Origin of the sequence: Nonomuraea sp. NPDC059194 (genome assembly GCF_042754765.1) — a bacterium.
In the GTDB taxonomy this organism is placed as follows: Bacteria; Actinomycetota; Actinomycetes; order Streptosporangiales; family Streptosporangiaceae; genus Nonomuraea.
On the sequence record NZ_JBHZBH010000016.1, the window covers coordinates 108425 to 126860 of the forward strand.

Below are 18436 nucleotides of genomic sequence, written 5' to 3' on the forward strand. Positions count from 1 at the left end.
TTGATTCCACGAAGGGGGCGGCCTGTTGACCGCGCCATCTCCCGTCAGAGCCAGGGACGACGAGCTCATCCGAGACTCCCTGGCCGACCCCGAACAGTTCGCCGAGCTGTTCGACCGCTATTCGGGAATGCTGTACCGCTACGTCTCCCGGCGTCTGGGCCCTGAGCCCGCCGAGGACCTGGTCGGGGAGACGTTCCTCGTCGCGTTCTCCAAACGCCATCGCTACGACACGTCCTACACGGACGCCAGGCCGTGGCTGTTCGGGATCCTCACCAAGCTACTCTCACGCCACCACCGTGGTGAGGCGGCCCGCTACCGGGCGCTGCTGCGCGTGCCGCAGGACGGCGTGGCCGAGTCGCCCGCCGAGCGAGTGGCGTCGGGCGTGACGGCGCAGGCCGCCCGCCCGCTGCTGGCCCGTGCCCTGGCCGCCCTGCCCGCCAGGGACAGGGACGTGCTGCTGCTGGTCGCCTGGGGCGACCTGGCCTACGAGGAGGTGGCGCAGGCACTGTCCATCCCGGTCGGAACCGTGCGCTCCCGCCTCAACAGAGCGCGCAGGAAGGTCCGTGCGGCGCTCGGCGACACCAATCCGATGCTGGAGGAGGCGTGACCATGGACGATCTCAGGATGCTGCGCGACTTCGGCGACGCGCTGGAGCACGAGCCGCCCGCCTCGCTGGTCCGCCAGCGCGGGCGCTTCATGATGGAACGGCCGCCGCGCCGTAGGACCAGGCTCGGCGGCTGGCCGATGCTGGGCCTGGCCGCCGTGGCCACGGCGGCGGCCGTCGCCGTCCCCATGGTGGTGCTCAAGACAAGCGGCCCGTTGGCCGACAGAACGGTGGCCCCGCCCGCGGGCGCGCGCCCCGCCACCAAGCCCACCGGGGCGCTCAACGTGCTGCTCGTCGGCTCCGACACCCGCAAGGGCGAGGGCAACGCGAAGTACGGCCCGATCGAGTCGAGGATGCCGGGCCGCAGGGCGGACACGATGATCCTGCTGCACCTGTCGGCTGACGGGAAGAGAGCGGTGGCGGTCAACCTGCCCCGCGACTCGATGGTGCAGTTGCCGAGCTGCGACGGCAAGCCGGGCCAGTTGGCCATGCTGAACTCCTCGCTCAACGTCGGCGGCCTGCGGTGCGTGTGGGCCAGCGTCGAGAAGCTGACGAAGGTCAGGATCGACCACGCCGTCGAGGTCGACTTCGCCGGGTTCAAGAAGATGGTGGACGCCGTCGGGACCGTCAGGGTGAAGGTGCCCACCCCCATCGACGACAAGAAGTCGAAGCTGACGCTGCCCGCGGGCGAGCACGAGCTCAACGGGGAGCAGGCGCTTGGCTACTTCCGGCTGCGCGCCTACGGCGACGGCAGCGACCTGCACCGCATCAAGCGGCAGCACCAGCTCCTGGCCGCGATGGCGGAGGAGGTGAGGAGCAGCCCCGCCAAGCTGAGCGCGTTCATCCGGACGGCGAGCGAGGCGCTCACCACCGACGAGGGGCTCGGGGTGAGCGAGATGACCGACATCGCGAGGGGCATGTCGGAGGCCGCGTTCTCCTCTCTCACCGTTCCCGTCGTGCCCTACTCCGCCGATCGCAACCGCCTGCAGTGGAAGCAGCCCGAGGCGGGCAGGCTGTTCAAGGCGATCGCCGACGACCAGCCTATTGGACGAGCAATCCAGTAGGGGTATCGTCTGCGGCATGAGAGCGTGGACGATGGCGGCAGGGGTGCTGACAGGTGTGGCCATCGGGGCGGCCGTCCGCGCGCGGCGCGCCCCTCACCTGGTGCCGGTGCGGGGCAGCCTCCGCACCGTCACCACCCCTGACGGCGTACGGCTGGCCGTGGAGGTCGACGAGCCCGAGTCGCCGTCGTACGCCGTGGTGTTCGCCCACGGCTGGGTGCTCAACCGCCATTCGTGGCACTTCCAGCGGGAGGCGCTGGCCGGACGCGCCATGCTCGTCTTCTACGACCAGCGCGGCCACGGCGACTCCATCTCGGGCGCCGCCGACAGGTGCACCATCGAGCAGCTCGGGGAGGACCTGCACACGGTCATCGAGGCCGTCGTGCCGCCCGAGCTGCCCGTGGTGGTGGTCGGCCACTCCATGGGCGGGATGACGGTGATGGGGCTGGCCGCGGCCCGCCCCTCGCTGTTCGGATCGCGCATCGTCGGCGCGGCGCTCGTCAGCACGTCGTCGGGCCGGCTGGGGGAGAGCACGTTCGGCCTGCCGGGCCCGATCGGCAGGCTCGCGCCCCGCGTCACGCCGCTCCTCATGGACGGCCTGCGCGACCGGATGCTCAGCCCGGTCGCAACGATGCCGCTGACCCGCTCCATGGCCTTCGGCCCGAGCAGGCAGCACCTGCGCTTCGTCAACCGGATGATCGCGGCCACGCCCGCGGCGGTGATGGCGGGCTTCTACCGCGGCATGGTCGCCCACGACAAGCTGGCGGCGTTACCGGCCCTGGCCTCGGTGGAGACGCTGGTGCTCGTCGGCGCGCTCGACCGGCTCACCCCGCTCGTCCACAGCCGCAGGATCGCCGACGCGCTGCCGTCGGCCAGGCTGGTCGTGGTGCCGGGGGCGGGGCACATGGTGGGCCTGGAGAACCCGACGGCGGTCGGCGTCGAACTCGCCGCTCTGCTCGAACGCGTCTCCGCCCGCTTGGGGAACGGAGAGCCGGAGCCCATCGGCGCGGGCGCGGCCGAGCCGCTGGGGGAGCGCGCCGCTCAGCCGGAGCGGTAGTGGCGGCGGAGCGCGATGCCCGCCGCGATGCCGCCCGCCACCGCGCCCACGCCCGCCGCGATCGGCAGCGCGGTCAGCGTCGCCTTGCGGCCCGTGCGGAAGTCGCGGACCGGCCAGCCGTGCTTCTTGGCGTGCTCGCGCAGCTCCGAGTCGGGGTTGATGGCCACCGCCCGCCCCACGAGCGAGAGCATCGGCAGGTCGTTGGCCGAGTCGCTGTAGGCGGTGCAGCGCGTCAGGTCGAGACCTTCGCGGCGGGCCAGCGCCCGCACCGCCTCGGCCTTGGCGGGACCGTGGAGCAGGTCGCCGACCAGCCGCCCGGTGTAGACACCGCCCTGCGACTCGGCGACCGTGCCGAGCGCGCCGGTCAGGCCGAGCCGCTGGGCGATGACCCTGGCCAGCTCGACGGGGGTCGCGGTGATCAGCCAGACCCGCTGCCCGGCGTCGAGATGGGACTGGGCCAGCGCCCTGGTGCCCGCCCAGATCCGGTCGGACATCTCCTCGTCGTAGATCTCCTCGCCGAGCCGTACGACGTCGTCGACCTTGCTGCCGGCGACGAAGGCGAGCGCGGTCTCGCGGGCCACCGCGATGTGCTCGGGGTTCTCGTTGCCACGCAGCCGGAAGACCGCCTGGCCGACCGCGAACTTCAGCAGGTCGGAGCTGGTGAACATGCCGCGCGTGGCCAGGCCGCGGGCGAAGTGGTAGATCGAGGCGCCGCGCATCATCGTGTTGTCGACATCGAAGAAGGCCGCGGCCTGCAGGTCTGGCTCGGCGGGAACCGTGGCCACCGCGGCGGCTGCCGCCACCTCGCCGGCAATCTCCGCCTCAGCCGCCCGATGCCGTCCTAGTAGCCGCCTCATAGCCCCTCAGCTTAACCAAGCGCCGCCTGTCCGGTGGGCAGGCGGCCGGGAGACGCCGACTATCTGGCCGGCGTCGGTTGGGCCGCGCCGCCTATCCGGTCGGCAGCCGCAAGCCGTCGATGTAGTCGAGGTAACCGCTGGCCTGACGCTGGTCGACGTCGTTGAGCCGCTCCAGCATGGGGTCGACCTTCTCGTGCTGCTCCTCGACGAACTTGTTGATCTTCGACTGGTCGCGCGGCACCGCCCTGTCCATCCGTTCGATCGCCGAACGCGTGCTCTCCTCCATCTCCTGGAGTGTGGCGCCCACGTGCGGACCTCCGCCGCCCGCGTCGAGCAGCGCCTCGAGCTCCTCGGCCCGCTTCCCCGCCGCGTCGAGCGCGCCGCCCGCCTTGTCGGGGTTCAGCTCGATCAGCGCGCCCTCCGCCGCCCGCTTGAGCGGGTAGAGCACGTCGCCGGGCACCGCCCGGTAGGTCACGACCACCGACATCGTCATCGCCACCGCCAGACCCGCCGACAGCAGCGGCGACAGCCAGCGCAGCCGCCTGCGCTCCGGCCTGCGCGCGGGCCGAGCCGGTACGGCGGGCAGGCTCTCGGACATGAGCGTCTCGCGCAGCCTCGCCCTGAAGGCGGGGTCGGGCCCGCCGCCCAGCGGAAGGTTCTCGCCGAGGTCGTTCAGCTGGCTGAGCAGAGCATCATGAGGGGACAGCCGACGGTGGAATGGCGACCTACCCATGAACGCTCCCTGCCGCCCCCGGATGGTGATCTCTTGCTGATACTTGCCTAACGACCTGCCGCGGGGTGAGGTTACGCCAGATCGGGCTTGAGGGCCCTGGCCAGCGATCGGATCGCTCGAAACTGCAGCGCTTTGATCGCTCCACTCTTCTTCCCCATGATCAGTGCGGTCTCCGCGAGTGACAGGCCGTGCAAGAACCTCAGGACCACGCATTCCTGCTGCTCGGGATTGAGCTCCCGGACGGCGCGCAGCACGCGGTCGTTGATGATCGCCGTGACGACGGCGTTCTCTGGGATGTGCGCCCCGTCGAGGGGCACGTCGAGCACCTCGGCGGTCGTGACCTCCAGGCGGTAGCGGCCCGACTTGAAGTGATCGGTGACGAGGTTTCGCGCGATGGTCACGAGCCAGGCGCCGAAGTCACGGCCCTGCCAGGTGAAGTCGGTGATTCGGCGAAGAGCGCGAAGGAAGGTCTCGCTGGTGAGATCCTCGGCGAGCGGATGGGAGCCGACCCTGAAGTAGATGTAGCGATAGACAAGATCGAGATAGCGGTCGTAGAGCGTTCCGAACGCGTCGTTGTCGCCGGCTTTCGCCTGTAAGACCAGCGTGCGCAGCTCGTCGTGCTCGGTGTCGGGGACGTTTTCGCGCACGGCAAGCTCGCTCGTCCGTGCTCCTCCGAGTGCGGAGGGAGGAAGTAGCCCGGCGAACGACCACGAGTCAGGCATCCGGTATCCCTAGGGGTAAGGGGTGCGGCGTGCTCGAACACTCTAGAAATCAACGGGAAATTCCACAATCCGCACTGGGCACGGCATGACTACCTGAAACCCGCGGATACCGTGTGGATCGACCGGCTTCCCTCTTCGGCTACCGGTTGGGAGGTAATGTCCGGCAGCATTGGGGGCACCATGGAACTCCTCGTCGCAGTGATCGCGTTCGCCGGCGCCTTGCTCGCCGGGATCGCCGCGTTCGCCCTGGTGCGCCGCTTTCAGGAAGACCGTGACGGCTGGCTGATCGCCTGGATCGTGGCGGCGGTCGCACTCTGCGTCTCGCTCGCCGTGGTCGGCCTGGGCGGCCTGCAGTCGTTCGGTCCGCTCACCTTCCGGCTCTACCAGCTGTTCGGCGCGCTCCTGGCGCCCCTCTGGCTGGCCATCGGCCTGGTCCAGTTGCTCGCGGAGAAGGGCAGAGCCAGCTTCGCGTCCTGGCTCATCGGCATCGCCGTCACCATCGTCTCCGGCTACATCCTGATCCTCGACCCCGTGGTCGAGGAGGCCAAGCTCAAGAACGCGACCCTGCCCTCCGGCAGCCTCCACTGGGACCTGGCCGCCGGATCGGTCCTGACCGGCGTGCACGCGCTCGTCGTCCTGGTCATGCTCGGCTGCCTGGTGGTGGCGGGCCTGCGCTGGCGCAACGGCGACGAGTACGACACCGACAACCTGCACGCCAGCCTGGTCGTCGCGCCCAGCGCCATCGCGCTGGTCGGCTCCGTGCGCTTCAGCGTGCCCGCCTTCTTCACCGTCGCGCTGTTCGCCGTCGCCGCGGCCGGTGTCTGGTACTCCGTGCTGCGCCCGCTCGCGCCGTACGACGACGAGGAGGAAGAGATCGCCGACGAGCAGTGGGACTCCCGCCCCGCGGGCCGCAGGGCCGCGTCCCCGCAGCAGCCCGCCGCCCAGCAGCCCCCCATGCAGCAGGCCCCGATGCCGCAGCCGCCGATCCAGCAGCAGGTCACGCAGCCGCGCCGGTCCGGGCTCGGCGACCTGGTCGCCGAGTACCGCGCGGGCGAGCAGGAGACCGACTACGCGGCCCGCATGGACCCCTTCGGCGCCGGCCCGGCCACCGGCTCGTTCATGGCCAACGGCGACGAGCGCGGCTACGGCTCGCTCCCGCCCAGCGGCCCGCATCCCGGCCACCACACCGGCGCCCACCAGAGCCCTCACAGTGGCCCGCACACCGGCCCGCACACCGGCCCGCACAGCGTGCCGGGCGGCCGGGCGCAGGCGCCGGAGACCGGCATGTTCGGCGTGCCCGAGGGCCTGTCGGCGGGCTCCCACGGGTACGGCTCACGCGAGCCGGAGTACGCCATGCCCGCCACCGGAGCCGTCTACCCCGGCGCCGAGATCCCCGGCTTCACGACCGGCTCCACCACGGTCCCCGCCGGTGGCGGCTCGCGCCCCTCGCCGAGCATCTACGGCCTGCTGACCGTCTTCACGATCATGGACGGCTCGGGCGACGCGTTCGACCGGCTGGCCGAGACCACCGTCGACGCCGTACGGCGCAACGAGCCCGACACGCTGGTCTACGCCTGCCACTCGGTGAAGTCGGCCCCGCTGCAGCGCATCGTCTACGAGCTCTACCGCGACGAGGTCGCCTACGCCGACCACCAGCGCCAGCCCCACATGGAGCGCTTCCTGACCGAACGCCAGTCGATGGTGCTGGCCACCAACGTCATCGAGCTCGACGTCAACGCGGCCAAGGTCGTGCCGTTGCCGATGGCGTTCCAGCTCTGAGGCGCAGCTCTGGGGGCTGGGCCGTACCCGATATCAAGCGGACAGGGCCGCGCGCAGGCGCGGCTCCGAGACCTTCCAGAAGTCGTGCTGCACCCCGTCGATGAGAGTGACGGGAATCATCTCCCAGTACTTCTCCGTCAGCTCGGGGGAGGAGTTGATGTCGACCTCCTCCCACGGCACGCCCATGTCCTGCGCCACTCTGGCGATGATCGCGCGGGCGTCGTCGCACAGATGGCAGCCTGGCTTGCCCAGCAATGTGATGCGGTGCATCCCCTCAGCCTAGCCACGACTTTGTGCGTCGGTTCACAAAGGGATTAGTCTGAAAGGCGGCCAGATTACTGTTCGCGCAGCCCCAAGGAGCCTCGGCACGTGATGCGTCAGTCCCAACCGCGCGACCGCGGCATCCCCGAGGCGACGGTGGCCAGGCTTCCGCTGTACCTGCGCGCGCTCAACGGGATGGCCGAGCGCGGCATCGCCACGGTGTCCTCCGAGGACCTGGCGACCGCGGCGGGGGTCAACTCGGCCAAGCTGCGCAAGGACCTGTCACACCTCGGCTCGTACGGCACCCGCGGCGTAGGCTACGACGTGGAGTACCTCGTCTACCAGATCTCCAGGGAGCTCGGCCTCACTCAAGACTGGGCCGTCGCGATCGTCGGAGTCGGTAACCTCGGCCGCGCGCTCGCCAACTACGGGGGGTTCGTCTCCAGGGGCTTCCGCGTCGCGGCGCTGCTCGACGCCGACCCCGAAATCGTGGGCGACGACATAGCGGGGTTGAATGTTGAGCACATCGACGAACTGGAAGCCGTCATCAAGAGGCGAGGGGTCTCGATCGTCGTGCTGGCCACACCGGCGGTCGCGGCGCAGGAGTTGTGCGACCGTGTGGTCGCGGCGGGGGTGACCAGCATCCTGAACTTCGCCCCGGTCGTGCTTTCCGTGCCCGACACTGTCGATGTCCGTAAGGTCGACCTGTCGATCGAGCTGCAGATCCTCGCGTTCCATGAGCAACGCAAAGCGGATCGGATGAGTGGGGGGCCGTTGATGGCCGTGGACAGCCAGTGAGCGTTCTTGCGATCGGACTCAGTCACCGGACCGCTCCGGTGTCCTTGCTCGAGCGCGTGTCGGTCTCCGGCGACGCGCTGGTCAAGCTGATGCAGGACGTGCACAGGGAAGTGAACGTCGCCGAGGTTCTGGTCGTCTCGACCTGTAACAGGGTCGAGGTCTACACCGCGGTGGACAGGTTCCACGCGGCCGTGACGGCGATCACCAACCTGCTCGGCACGCACTCCGGCGTCCCCGTGGAGGAGCTCACCCCGCACCTCTACGTGCACTACGAGGACCGCGCGGTCGAGCACCTGTTCTCCGTCGCCTCCGGTCTGGAGTCGATGGTGGTCGGCGAGGGGCAGATCCTCGGCCAGATCCGCCAGGCGCTGAAGATCGCCCAGGAGCAGGGCACGGTCGGCGCCACCCTGAACGAGCTGGCCCAGCAGGCGCTGCGGGTCGGCAAGCGCGCCCACGCCGAGACCGAGATCGACCGCGCGGGCGCCTCGCTCGTCACCGCGGGGCTGTCGTTCGCCGGCGACCTGACCGGCAGGCGCGCCCTGGTCGTCGGCGCGGGCGCGATGAGCGGCCTGGCCGTCGCCACGCTGGCGCGGCTGGGCGTCACCGACATCGTGATCGCCAACCGCACCTACGACAAGGCGGTACGGCTGGCCGAGTCGGTCGGCGGCAGGGCCGTCGAGCTGTCGGAGGTCTCCCGCGAACTGCGCGAGGCCGACCTGGTCATCTCCTGCACGGGCGCCGGCCACCACGTCATCACGCCCGACATGCTGCAGGGTCCCGCCTTCCTGCTGGACCTCGCGCTGCCGCACGACATCGACCCCGCCGTCCGCGCCGTCGACGGCGTCACCCTCGTCGACCTGGAGACCATCCAGGAGTCGGGCGTCGGCGCGGGCGAGCAGGACGCGGTCGAGGCGGTGCGCCGGCTGGTCGCGCAGGAGCTCGACGCGTTCCTTTCGGCCGAGCGGGCCGCTCGCGTCACCCCGACCGTGGTGGCGCTGCGCAGCAAGGCCGCCGACGTCGTCGAGGCCGAGCTCGGCAGGCTGCTGATGCGCGTGCCCGACCTCGAGGGCCGCACCCGCGACGAGGTCGCCCAGACCGTCAGGCGGGTGGTCGACAAACTCCTCCACGAGCCGACTGTGCGTGTCAAGCAGCTCGCCACCTCGCCCGCGGGCGATCATTATGCCGAAGCTCTGCGCGAGCTGTTCGATCTGGATCCCACGATGCCCGAGGCCGTGAGAAGGGTGGACCTGTGAAGCTCGGCACCCGTCGCAGCCTCATGGCGACGACCCAGTCGCAGATGGTCGCCGACCTCTACACCGCGAAGACCGGCCAGGAGATCGAGCTGGTCGGCATCACGACGTTCGGCGACGTGTCCAAGGCCCAGCTGTCGCAGCTGGGCGGCACCGGCGTGTTCGTCAGCGCGCTGCGCGACAAGCTGGTCGAGGGCGAGGTCGACTTCGCCGTCCACTCGCTGAAGGACCTGCCGACCAAGCAGGACCCGCGCTTCGTGCTCGCCGCGCTGCCCGAGCGCCACGACGTGCGCGACGCGCTGGTGGGCAGGGCGAAGTTCGCCGACCTGGCGCCCGGCGCGAAGGTCGGCACCGGCTCCCCGCGGCGCATCGCCATGCTGCGCGCCCTGCGCGACGACCTCCACTACGTGCCGATCCGCGGCAACGCCGACACGCGCATCGGCAAGGTCACCTCGGGCGAGCTCGACGCGATCGTCCTGGCCGCCGCGGGCCTGAACCGCATCGGCAGGCAGAGCGAGATCGCGCAGGTCTTCGAGATCGAGGAGATGCTGCCTGCTCCCGGTCAGGGCGCTTTGGCCGTAGAGTGCCTCTCGACCAGGTCTGACCTGGTCGACTTCCTCAGCGTGCTCGACGACCCGCGGACCAGGTCCGCGGTGACGGCCGAGCGCGCGGTGCTGTCCGCTCTCGAGGCGGGATGCTCGGCCCCGGTCGGCGCGTTCGCCCTCGACGACGGGCACACGCTGAACCTGACCGCAGCGGTCGTCGCCCTCGACGGCCGGCATGCGGTCCGCAAGTCCGCCGCCGGTTCTCCTTCGGAGGCCATGGAGCTGGGCCGTGAGCTCGCGGCCTCCATGATCGCCGAGGGGGCCGACAGATTGATGGGGGAGCAGTCCCATTGAGCTCCGATAGTCCAACCTCCGCTTTCGTCGCCTTCGTGGGCGCGGGTCCAGGCGACGCAGGCCTGCTCACGCTCCGGGGCGCCGAGCTCCTGGGCAAGGCCGACGCCGTCGTCCTCGACCAGGACCTCTTCGGGCCCCTTCTCAAGCACTGCAAGGAAGGCGTCGAGGTCGTCCAGGGCGACTTCGTCAAGCGCGCCAAGGCGGGCCAGCTCGTCGTACGGCTGTGCGAAGGCGACCCGATGCTGTTCTCCTCGATCACCGAGGAGGTCGCGGCCTGCGCCGCGGCGGAGGTGGACTTCGAGATCGTGCCCGGCGTCCCTCCCGCCACCGCCGTGCTCACCTACGCGGGCATCCCGCCCGCCTCCGACGTCCCCGAGTTCCGGATCGTCGACGCCGCGCAGGAGCAGGACTGGGCCGCCCACGCCGCCTGCACGGGCACGCTGGTCGTCTACAACGGCATCGACCAGGCGGTCGCCATCGGCAAGGCGCTGATCGCCAACGGCAAGCCCGACTCCACCCCCGTCGCCGTCAGCAGCGCGGGCACCACGACCGAGCAGTTCACCGTGGCCACCACGCTGGGCAGGCTGCAGCCCGACCTCAAGCACGCCGGCTTCACCGAGCCCGCGCTGATGGTGGTCGGCGAGGCCGTCGGCCTGCGCGACCGGCTGTCGTGGTTCGAGACCAAGCCGCTGTTCGGCTGGCGGGTGCTGGTGCCGCGCACCAAGGAGCAGGCCGCCGGCCTGTCGGAGCAGCTGCGCTCCTACGGCGCGGTGCCCGAGGAGGTGCCGACCATCTCGGTCGAGCCGCCGCGCACCCCGCAGCAGATGGACCGCGCCATCAAGGGCCTGGTCACCGGCCGCTACGAGTGGGTCGCCTTCACCAGCGCCAACGCCGTCAAGGCGGTGCGCGAGAAGTTCGAGGAGTACGGGCTCGACGCCCGCGCCTTCGCCGGGCTCAAGGTCGCCGCCGTCGGCGAGGCCACCTCGCGCGCCCTGGTCGACTTCGGGGTCAAGCCGGACCTGCTGCCGTCGGGCGAGCAGTCGTCCGAGGGACTGGTCGCCGAGTGGCCACCGTACGACTCGATGCTCGACCCGATCAACAGGGTGCTGCTCCCGCGCGCCGACATCTCCACCGACACGCTGGTGGCGGGGCTGACCGAGCTGGGCTGGGAGTGCGACGACGTCACCGCCTACCGGACGGTCCGCGCCGCCCCTCCGCCCGCGCCGATCCGCGAGGCGATCAAGGGTGGCGGGTTCGACGCCGTCCTGTTCACCTCGTCCTCGACCGTGCGCAACCTGGTCGGCATCGCGGGCAAGCCGCACAACGTCACGGTGATCGCGGTCATCGGGCCGCAGACCGCCAAGACGGCCGAGGAGTTCGGGCTGCGCGTCGACGTCATGGCCGACAGACCTTCGGCTTCCGCCCTCGCCGCCGCCCTGGCGGAGTACGGTCGTAAGCAGAGGCAGGCGGCCTTGGAGGTGGGCGACGTCCCGCGCAGGCCGTCACAGAACCGCAGGGGCGCGCGCAGGCGCACCAAGTAGCCCCTCGTACGGGGAACCCTCGTTCGGGGAAGTGTGAGGAGAGTCATGACCGCCGAGTTCCCGACCGCCCGTCCGCGACGGCTGCGCCGCACGCCGGCCCTGCGGAGGCTGGTGACCGGCACCCGGCTGCACGCCTCGGAGCTGATCCTGCCCGCGTTCGTCAAGGAGGGCATCACCGAGCCGCATCCCATCGGCTCGATGCCGGGCGTGGTCCAGCACACCCGCGACTCGCTGCGCAAGGCCGTCCACGAGGCGGCCGAGGCGGGCGTGGGCGGCGTGATGCTGTTCGGGATTCCGGCGGTCAAGGACTCCTACGGCACGGCCGCCGACGACCCCGACGGCATCACCCAGCAGGCGCTGCGCGACGTCGTGTCCGAGGTGGGCGACGCGCTGGTCGTCATGGCCGACACCTGCCTCGACGAGGTCACCGACCACGGCCACTGCGGCATCCTGACGCCCGACGGCGAGGTCGACAACGACGCCACGCTCGACCGCTACGTCTCCACGGCCGTCGCCCAGGCCCGCGCGGGCTCCCAGATGATCTCGCCGAGCGGCATGATGGACGGCCAGGTCGGCGCCATCAGGGCGGGCCTCGACGCGGCCGGGTTCTCGCACATCCCGATCATGGCCTACGCGGCCAAGTACGCCTCCGCCTTCTACGGGCCCTTCCGCGAAGCCGTCGAGATGCCGAAGAACTTCGGCGACCGCAAGGCCTACCAGCAGGACCCCGCCGGGCCCGTGGGCGAGGCGCTGCGCGAGGTACGGCTGGACGTCGCCGAGGGCGCCGACATCGTCATGGTCAAACCCGCCCTCCTCTACCTCGACATCCTGCGCGAGGTCCGCGACACGGTCGAGGTGCCCGTCGCCGCCTACCAGATCAGCGGCGAGTACGCGATGGTCGAGGCGGCGGCGGCCAACGGCTGGATCGACCGCGACCGGGCGATCATGGAGTCGCTCATCGCGATCCGACGCGCCGGAGCCGACCTCATTCTCACGTACTGGGCGACGGAAGTGGCCCGCCGCATCTGACCGGAGGGGTTTCCCGTCGGGTCATGGGACCTATGCGTTAGAGTGCGAGGACAAGTGCTGGTGTGTCCCTCGTGAAGCCGCTGCCCGGGGACCCTTCTCAGGCACGGGACTCGAACGGGGAGACACCATGGTGGGGGTACCACTCGCTCGGCGTACCAAAAAGCGGACGCGCCCGACACGCGTCGACACTGTCCTGCAGTACGCCGCACTCGGCTGGGCCAGCGTGCCCGGCGCGCACCCGCTGCGCCGCGGTGCCCGCGCCTGTTCGTGCGACCGCATCGGCTGTCCCGACCCCGGCGCGCACCCGCTCTCGCCCGCCTGGTCCCTGCAGGCCACGACGGACACCGCGCTGCTGACCCGCTGGTGGCAGCGCGAGCCGGAAGCCAACGTGATCCTGCCCACCGGACGCGTGTTCGACGTCTTCGACGTACCGCTCACGGCGGGCCTCAGCGCCCTCGCCCGCATGGACGCCGCCGACTTCCCCTCAGGCCCGGTCGCCTCTCACGGTGACCGGGTGCTGTTTTATGTGGCCACCCGCGGCAACCCTGAGGACGAGGACGAATGGTGGTCGTGCAGCCTCGACGTCGCGCCCACCACGATCGACGAGACGCCAGGACTGCGGTGGCACTGCCGCGACAGCTTCGTCCTCGCCCCGCCGTCCACCCTCGCCACCGGACAGCCGGTCTCCTGGCTGCGACCGCCCGACGGCCGGCCCCTTCCCGACCCGCTCCGGGTGCTCGACTGGCTCGTCTGAGCGTGACGCCGCACGTCCCGCTGTTCGACCCGGTCATGATTCTCGCCATCCTCAGCCCGTGACGCACCTGCGGTCGCGCATCGCCAGGAGATCGATCACACCGGCCGAGCGGTCCACTACCGCACAGCGTCCTTCTGCGCCGCCTTCGCCGCATGATGCGCGGCCTCGGCCTCATCGAACTCGCCTCGCCGTGCGCGGGCGGCGAGTCTGTCCAGCGCCTCGAGCCGCTCCACTCGTGCCACGTACTCCCTGAGGGCGACGTTGACCGTGTCTTCCTTCGTGGTCGTTCCCATCAGGCGCCTGGCCTTCCCGAGGGTCTCGTCGTCGATATCGATCCGCGTGATCGACATGGCATCCTCCGCTGGGCGTATGTGGGTCACGGCATACTATGGGCGTGGATGTGAGTCCGAGGTCCGTGCGCGCGGTGGACGCCGATGAGAAGGTCGACCGGCAGGCGCGGATCCTTGAGGCGGTGCTTCGGCTGCTGTCCCTGCAGGGCATTTCCGGCGTCAGCATGCGTGCCGTCGCGCGCGAGGCCGGGGTCTCGTTGGGGCTGGTGAACTACTACTACGAGGACAAGACGAGCCTGATCCGTGCGGCCCTGCACCGCATCGAGGAGCAGGACATCGCGATGGTCGAGCCGGATCTCACCCTCGAACCGGAAGAGCGGCTGCGCGCTGCGCTCAAGCGGGTGGCCGACCCGGAGTTCCTGACGACGGAGTACCTGTCCCGGCGACTCCAGCTCTGGGCGCTCGCCCAGGTTCACGAGGACTTCGAGCGCATCAACACGGTGGCCCAGAAACGCTATCGCGCCGGGCTCGCCGCTCTCATCCGCGCGGCCCGTCCCGGGTTGTCGCGCGGCGAGTGCAGCAAGCGGGCCGCCGACATCGACGTCGTCCAGAACGGCTTGTGGCTCACCGCCCTGCTGGGGCTCGACCGCGCCTCGATCAGCAGGAGCGTCACTCGCTGCGAGGAGATCGCACTCGCCGACTGACCGGCAACTTTGAACGAACGTCCAGCAATGTATTGAACGATCGTCCAGACAGTCGTACGCTCCCGCCATGGCACCAGTCACCGCGGAAGACGTACGCCGCGTCAGCACCGGGTTCCACGAGGACCCCGCACGATCGATGTCGCTGCGATCGGAGGCGTACACGGACCCACTGTGGCTCGAGGTCGACGTCCGGGCGATCTTCGCTCGGACCTGGCAGTGGATCTGCCACGTGGAGAAGCTCGAGTCGCCGGGCAGCTACGTGTCGGCCACCGTGGCCGGCATGCCGATCGCGATCGTCCGCGATCGTGACGGAGCGCTGCGCGCGTTCTACAACGTCTGCAAGCACCGCGCCCACGAGCTGCTCACGGGCTCCGGCACCACGCGCAACATCGTCTGCCCCTACCACGCGTGGACCTACGGCCTCGACGGGCAGCTGAAGGCGGCTCGTCGCGCCGACAGGATGGAGACCTTCGACAAGGGCGAGATCTGCCTCGACCAGGTGCAGGTGGAGGAGTTCGGCGGGTTCGTCTACGTCAACCTGGACCCTGGTGCCGCTCCCCTGGGCGAGCAGGCAGGGGACCTGGCGGCCGACATCGCCAGGTGGGCCCCCGACGTCGCTCGGCTGACCCACGCCAAGCGATTGACCTACGACGTCAGGTCCAACTGGAAGAACGTCATCGACAACTTCCTGGAGTGCTACCACTGCCACATCGCCCACAAGGAGTTCGTCGACCTCGTCGACATGGACACCTACGAGGTGAAGACCCACGGCATCTGGTCGAGCCACTTCGCCGAGGCCGGCAAGCACGAGAACTCGGCGTACGACGTCTCAGGCGCATCGGTCACCCAGCACGCGGTGTGGTGGCTCTGGCCCAACACCTGCCTGCTGCGATACCCGGGTCGCGGCAACTTCATGGTCTTCCAGGTCGTTCCGGCCGGTCCGGACCGGACCCTGGAGACCTGGGACTTCTACTTCGAGACGGCCGAGCTCAATGAGGCCGAGGTCCAGTCGGTGAGGTACATCGACAAGGTGCTGCAGGAGCAGGACATCTCCCTGGTGGAGAGCGTCCAGCGCGGTATGGGCACCCCCGCCTTCGATCAGGGCCGCATCGTTTACGACCCGTCCGGCTCAGGGCTGTCCGAGCACGGCGTGCACCACTTTCACGGCCTCGTCCTGGCCGCCTACCGGTCGTGGGTTGCGGGCTCCGGCACCGAGCGCGATCACGAGGAAGCCGTACCCACCCTCACCGCCTGAAGGAGCGGCCAAGCCGAGGCCTGCGCACCGAGCGGGGATCCCCACCCCGTCGATGTCACCGCAGCGAGGAACGACTACGAGCCGCCGTCGCGACCTCCCCCGAGATGACGTCGGCTCTGTGGCGGCTAGGAGAGCCTGCTGACTCCCAAAGATATTCCTTGACACGAATATTCTCTATGGAGAATACTCGTGTCCATGGACGCACTCCTCACCGCACTGGCCGACCCGGCCCGCTGGCGGCTCGTGAGCCTGTTGGCCGAGCGGCCCCGGCCGGTCGGTGTCCTCGCCCAGCTCGCCGAGGCGCGCCAGCCGCAGACGACCAAGCACCTGCAAGCCCTTGAGCGCGCCGGCGTCGTCGTCTCCCAGCGCACCGGCCAGCGCCGCATCTACGCGCTCCAGCCCGCTCCCTTGCGGGACCTGGCGGCTGCGCTCAACCGGCTCGCCGACATCGCGGACCAGGCCGGTGGCCCGCGCGAGACCTACGACCGCTACGGGCTCACCCTCCACGCGGAGCGGCTCGCCGCAGAGGAGCCGGGGTGGGCCGACGGCCGCTCGTTCAGATTCCTCCGGTCGCTGACAGGACGTCCCGAGCTGGTCTGGCGTCACCTGACCGAGGCCTCCCTGCTCGCCCGATGGTGGACGCCGGACGACCTGCGCGTCTCCGAGCTCGTCTTCGAAGCGCGACCGGGCGGGCGGATCGTCCACGAGTACCGCGACGCCGAGGACGCCGACGGCTCCGACCTGGTCGCCGGGCGCGCGCAGGGAGTCGTCGTCGACGTACGCCCCGGTGAGCACCTCGCCTACCGGCTCTCCCCGCTGCTTCCCGACGGCGGCCTCGCCTTCACCGCCCACCTCGACCTCGACCTCCGGCCCACCGAGACCGGCACGGACCTCGACGTCCACTTCCGGATCACCGACAGCACGGTCGACTCCGCGGACTTCATCGCAGGAATCGAGATCGGCTTCGGCCAGAGCCTCGACAAGCTCGCGGCGACCCTCGCCGCGGATTTCGACAGCACCGACGACACCGATAAAAGGAGCACGAAATGACCGACTCGACCGCCCGCAGGGTGACCGCGAACCTGGCCCTCACCCTCGACGGGCGTTACAACGGTCCTGGTGGGCCCGGCGATTTCGGGGCGTTCGCCCCGTATGTGACCACCGAGGTCGCACGAGACCACCTGACCCGCATCTGGGAGGGTGCGACGACGGCGCTCCTCGGTCGGCTCAATGCCGAGGGATTCATGGGGTACTGGCCGTCGGTCGCCGAAGCCGAGAACGCCGATCCGCGTGATCGCGGATACGCGAAGTGGCTGGTCGACGTGGAAAAGGTGGTCTTCTCGACCACCTTGACCCAAGCGCCGTGGGAACGCACCCGCGTGGTGAACGCCCCCGCCGCGGACGTCGTCGCCGAACTCAAGGCCACCGGCAAGGGCGACATCCTTGTCAACAGCAGCGCGAGCATCATCAAGGCGCTCCTGTCGGCAGACCTGCTCGACCGGCTGTATCTCATGATCTTCCCCGAGATCGCCGGAGGTGGGCAGCGACTGTTCGACGACGGCCTCCCGGCGTCGAAGTGGACGCTCACACACCAGGAGACCGGCGAGCTGGGCGAGATCGCCATGGTCTACGACCGAGTCCGCTGAGCCGGCCGATCAGCGCCGTCCGCTTCGAAGCCACCGTCACCATCGCGGCGATCGACGAATGGCTGAAGTGGGCCTCACGGTTTCCGAACCAGCAACTGCACCGCACGCGCAGGATGACCGTTCATCGTGGCGACGTCGATCTGGTGCTCGTCCACCAGGTCGAAGTCCGACAGCAAGCTCCGCAGATGGGAGATGTCGTGGTGACGGCAGACCGCACCGTCGTCGGTGCTGAACACTCCGTACGGCGTTCCGAACCGTTCGGCGAAGGCGGCATAGCGGTTCCGGTTCCGTTCGTCATCCTGCAGCAGGACGTCACTGACATAGAGCAGGCCGCCTGATGCCAGGATCCGGCGCAGCTCAGCGACCAACGCACGCTGGGCATCGTCGTCCGGAATGCACGTGAGCACAGCGAACAGCACCACGACATCGAAACTCCCTGACACACAGGGCACTACCGGTGGCGACTCCAGTACCGCCAGCTTCAGGTCAGGGCGCAGCAGGCGACCCCGATCGATCAACGCCGCAGACAAGTCCACACCGGACACATCCAGGAAACCGTGCTCGACGAGCTCGGCCATCACACGACCGTAACCACAGCCATAGTCCAAGATCCGAGCAGCCCGGCCAATCCCTGACAGCCAGCTGATCTGCACGGGATGAGTGAATGTCTTCGTGGACCCGGCACCGTCCCAATAGGCAGCCTGCCTACCAAGATCCTCCATACAGACGCAGCATAGCCATCAGCACGACACGAGTGGCAGACGGTATACGGGCTGTTCCGGCGCTGGCAGCGAGACGGCACCTGGGCGCGGATCTTGAAGGATCTGCAGGTCAGAGCGGACGCCAAGGGTCTGATCACCTGGGAGGTGGGCGTGAATTCCACGATCACCTGCGCGCATCAGCATGCCGCTGGTGCGCGTAAAGGGGGGATCTGAAGGTTGAGCTTCCCCTCCTACCGTAGTGACCGAACAGCGCGACGCCCTCCCGCCGATCTGAGGCGCCCAGCCCAGAAGCCGTTCCCGGCTCACGGCATTCCGGCTGAACCGAGCCCCTCGACGTCGAACCGTCGAAGGAACCGGCCAACGCGGTCGGGGTCCGGGGCTTGGCCCCGGCTGGGGGCCGTGGGGGGCTCGGCCCCCTACTTAGGGGAGTCCGAGCCGTCAGGCGAGGGCCATGCCCTTGGGAGGGGCCGACGG

At 69.8% G+C, this 18436-nt stretch carries 20 protein-coding genes; 14 read left to right on the forward strand and 6 right to left on the reverse strand.

The window, feature by feature from the left end:
• Positions 1-25 precede the first annotated feature (25 nt).
• The 3 genes from ACFXJ8_RS20840 to ACFXJ8_RS20850 are packed head-to-tail and all read left to right on the forward strand — an operon-like array spanning position 26 to position 2722.
• Entirely contained in the window at positions 26-607 is a 582-nt protein-coding gene (locus ACFXJ8_RS20840; protein ID WP_379645562.1) for an RNA polymerase sigma factor, read from the forward strand.
• Between the two features lie 2 nt (positions 608-609).
• Positions 610-1668 carry an LCP family protein gene (locus ACFXJ8_RS20845; protein ID WP_379645563.1) on the forward strand — a complete coding sequence of 353 codons (1059 nt, stop codon included), beginning with the start codon at positions 610-612 and terminating at the stop codon, positions 1666-1668.
• Positions 1669-1684: 16 nt separating this feature from the next.
• A complete protein-coding gene (locus tag ACFXJ8_RS20850) occupies positions 1685-2722 on the forward strand; it encodes an alpha/beta fold hydrolase (RefSeq protein WP_379645564.1) in 1038 nt (345 codons plus the stop codon).
• Here the strand turns inward: ACFXJ8_RS20850 and ACFXJ8_RS20855 are convergent.
• The 3 genes from ACFXJ8_RS20855 to ACFXJ8_RS20865 form a co-directional block, all read right to left on the reverse strand.
• The gene (locus tag ACFXJ8_RS20855; RefSeq protein WP_379645565.1) at positions 2707-3579 is read right to left on the reverse strand and encodes an HAD family hydrolase; all 873 of its coding nucleotides are present in this window, start codon (positions 3577-3579) and stop codon (positions 2707-2709) included. The genes ACFXJ8_RS20850 and ACFXJ8_RS20855 overlap by 16 nt on opposite strands.
• Positions 3580-3670: 91 nt before the next feature.
• Complete coding sequence (locus ACFXJ8_RS20860) at positions 3671-4312, reverse strand: DUF5667 domain-containing protein (protein ID WP_379645566.1); 642 nt, start codon at positions 4310-4312, stop codon at positions 3671-3673.
• A 71-nt stretch (positions 4313-4383) separates the two neighbouring features.
• Complete coding sequence (locus tag ACFXJ8_RS20865) at positions 4384-5034, reverse strand: sigma-70 family RNA polymerase sigma factor (protein ID WP_379645567.1); 651 nt, start codon at positions 5032-5034, stop codon at positions 4384-4386.
• Positions 5035-5214: 180 nt separating this feature from the next.
• Here ACFXJ8_RS20865 and ACFXJ8_RS20870 point away from each other — a divergent pair, with 180 nt between their 5' ends.
• Positions 5215-6813, forward strand: coding sequence for a putative quinol monooxygenase (locus tag ACFXJ8_RS20870; RefSeq protein WP_379645568.1), 1599 nt, complete (start codon positions 5215-5217; stop codon positions 6811-6813).
• Positions 6814-6846: 33 nt separating this feature from the next.
• On the opposite strand, the gene ACFXJ8_RS20875 is transcribed toward ACFXJ8_RS20870, so the two are convergent.
• The gene (locus tag ACFXJ8_RS20875) at positions 6847-7083 is read right to left on the reverse strand and encodes a glutaredoxin family protein (RefSeq protein ID WP_379645569.1); all 237 of its coding nucleotides are present in this window, start codon (positions 7081-7083) and stop codon (positions 6847-6849) included.
• A gap of 102 nt (positions 7084-7185) precedes the next feature.
• Between ACFXJ8_RS20875 and ACFXJ8_RS20880 the strand changes: the two genes are divergently transcribed.
• From ACFXJ8_RS20880 to ACFXJ8_RS20905, 6 genes are all read left to right on the forward strand, one after another.
• A complete protein-coding gene (locus tag ACFXJ8_RS20880) occupies positions 7186-7872 on the forward strand; it encodes a redox-sensing transcriptional repressor Rex (RefSeq protein WP_379645630.1) in 687 nt (228 codons plus the stop codon).
• Positions 7869-9125 carry a glutamyl-tRNA reductase gene (locus tag ACFXJ8_RS20885; RefSeq protein WP_379645570.1) on the forward strand — a complete coding sequence of 419 codons (1257 nt, stop codon included), beginning with the start codon at positions 7869-7871 and terminating at the stop codon, positions 9123-9125. Before ACFXJ8_RS20880 ends, ACFXJ8_RS20885 begins: the two co-directional genes overlap by 4 nt.
• The gene (gene hemC, locus ACFXJ8_RS20890; RefSeq protein ID WP_379645571.1) at positions 9122-10021 is read left to right on the forward strand and encodes a hydroxymethylbilane synthase; all 900 of its coding nucleotides are present in this window, start codon (positions 9122-9124) and stop codon (positions 10019-10021) included. The genes ACFXJ8_RS20885 and hemC overlap by 4 nt, the downstream gene beginning before the upstream one ends.
• Positions 10018-11562: a uroporphyrinogen-III synthase gene (locus tag ACFXJ8_RS20895; protein WP_379645572.1), complete on the forward strand. Its 1545-nt coding sequence runs from the start codon at positions 10018-10020 to the stop codon at positions 11560-11562. Before hemC ends, ACFXJ8_RS20895 begins: the two co-directional genes overlap by 4 nt.
• A gap of 45 nt (positions 11563-11607) precedes the next feature.
• Positions 11608-12591 (forward strand): porphobilinogen synthase, encoded by a 984-nt coding sequence (hemB, locus tag ACFXJ8_RS20900; protein ID WP_379645573.1) that lies wholly within the window; start codon positions 11608-11610, stop codon positions 12589-12591.
• Between the two features lie 127 nt (positions 12592-12718).
• Positions 12719-13345 (forward strand): bifunctional DNA primase/polymerase, encoded by a 627-nt coding sequence (locus ACFXJ8_RS20905; protein ID WP_379645574.1) that lies wholly within the window; start codon positions 12719-12721, stop codon positions 13343-13345.
• 116 nt (positions 13346-13461) lie between these two features.
• Here ACFXJ8_RS20905 and ACFXJ8_RS20910 read toward each other — a convergent pair whose 3' ends face one another.
• Entirely contained in the window at positions 13462-13695 is a 234-nt protein-coding gene (locus tag ACFXJ8_RS20910; RefSeq protein ID WP_379645575.1) for a type II toxin-antitoxin system VapB family antitoxin, read from the reverse strand.
• A gap of 44 nt (positions 13696-13739) precedes the next feature.
• On the opposite strand from ACFXJ8_RS20910, the gene ACFXJ8_RS20915 reads away from it, so the two are divergent.
• From ACFXJ8_RS20915 to ACFXJ8_RS20930, 4 genes are all read left to right on the forward strand, one after another.
• Positions 13740-14339, forward strand: coding sequence for a TetR/AcrR family transcriptional regulator (locus ACFXJ8_RS20915; protein WP_379645576.1), 600 nt, complete (start codon positions 13740-13742; stop codon positions 14337-14339).
• 67 nt (positions 14340-14406) lie between these two features.
• The gene (locus ACFXJ8_RS20920; RefSeq protein ID WP_379645577.1) at positions 14407-15594 is read left to right on the forward strand and encodes an SRPBCC family protein; all 1188 of its coding nucleotides are present in this window, start codon (positions 14407-14409) and stop codon (positions 15592-15594) included.
• Between the two features lie 195 nt (positions 15595-15789).
• Positions 15790-16644, forward strand: coding sequence for a metalloregulator ArsR/SmtB family transcription factor (locus ACFXJ8_RS20925; RefSeq protein ID WP_379645578.1), 855 nt, complete (start codon positions 15790-15792; stop codon positions 16642-16644).
• Positions 16641-17240, forward strand: coding sequence for a dihydrofolate reductase family protein (locus ACFXJ8_RS20930; RefSeq protein ID WP_379645579.1), 600 nt, complete (start codon positions 16641-16643; stop codon positions 17238-17240). Before ACFXJ8_RS20925 ends, ACFXJ8_RS20930 begins: the two co-directional genes overlap by 4 nt.
• Positions 17241-17314: 74 nt before the next feature.
• Here ACFXJ8_RS20930 and ACFXJ8_RS20935 read toward each other — a convergent pair whose 3' ends face one another.
• On the reverse strand, positions 17315-17962 hold the full coding sequence (locus ACFXJ8_RS20935; RefSeq protein WP_379645580.1) for a class I SAM-dependent methyltransferase: 648 nt from the start codon (positions 17960-17962) through the stop codon (positions 17315-17317).
• Between the last annotated feature and the right edge of the window lie 474 nt (positions 17963-18436).

Bases quoted from the DNA above. Each gene is read 5' to 3' on its own strand.
- ACFXJ8_RS20845 (WP_379645563.1), top strand. From the start codon at position 610: ATGGACGATCTCAGGATGCTGCGCGACTTCGGCGACGCGCTGGAGCAC.
- ACFXJ8_RS20850 (WP_379645564.1), top strand. From the start codon at position 1,685: ATGAGAGCGTGGACGATGGCGGCAGGGGTGCTGACAGGTGTGGCCATC.
- ACFXJ8_RS20855 (WP_379645565.1), bottom strand. From the start codon at position 3,579: ATGAGGCGGCTACTAGGACGGCATCGGGCGGCTGAGGCGGAGATTGCC.
- ACFXJ8_RS20860 (WP_379645566.1), bottom strand. From the start codon at position 4,312: ATGGGTAGGTCGCCATTCCACCGTCGGCTGTCCCCTCATGATGCTCTG.
- ACFXJ8_RS20865 (WP_379645567.1), bottom strand. From the start codon at position 5,034: ATGCCTGACTCGTGGTCGTTCGCCGGGCTACTTCCTCCCTCCGCACTC.
- ACFXJ8_RS20870 (WP_379645568.1), top strand. From the start codon at position 5,215: ATGGAACTCCTCGTCGCAGTGATCGCGTTCGCCGGCGCCTTGCTCGCC.
- ACFXJ8_RS20875 (WP_379645569.1), bottom strand. From the start codon at position 7,083: ATGCACCGCATCACATTGCTGGGCAAGCCAGGCTGCCATCTGTGCGAC.
- ACFXJ8_RS20880 (WP_379645630.1), top strand. From the start codon at position 7,186: ATGCGTCAGTCCCAACCGCGCGACCGCGGCATCCCCGAGGCGACGGTG.
- hemB (WP_379645573.1), top strand. From the start codon at position 11,608: ATGACCGCCGAGTTCCCGACCGCCCGTCCGCGACGGCTGCGCCGCACG.
- ACFXJ8_RS20905 (WP_379645574.1), top strand. From the start codon at position 12,719: ATGGTGGGGGTACCACTCGCTCGGCGTACCAAAAAGCGGACGCGCCCG.
- ACFXJ8_RS20910 (WP_379645575.1), bottom strand. From the start codon at position 13,695: ATGTCGATCACGCGGATCGATATCGACGACGAGACCCTCGGGAAGGCC.
- ACFXJ8_RS20920 (WP_379645577.1), top strand. From the start codon at position 14,407: ATGGCACCAGTCACCGCGGAAGACGTACGCCGCGTCAGCACCGGGTTC.
- ACFXJ8_RS20925 (WP_379645578.1), top strand. From the start codon at position 15,790: ATGGACGCACTCCTCACCGCACTGGCCGACCCGGCCCGCTGGCGGCTC.
- ACFXJ8_RS20930 (WP_379645579.1), top strand. From the start codon at position 16,641: ATGACCGACTCGACCGCCCGCAGGGTGACCGCGAACCTGGCCCTCACC.
- ACFXJ8_RS20935 (WP_379645580.1), bottom strand. From the start codon at position 17,962: ATGGAGGATCTTGGTAGGCAGGCTGCCTATTGGGACGGTGCCGGGTCC.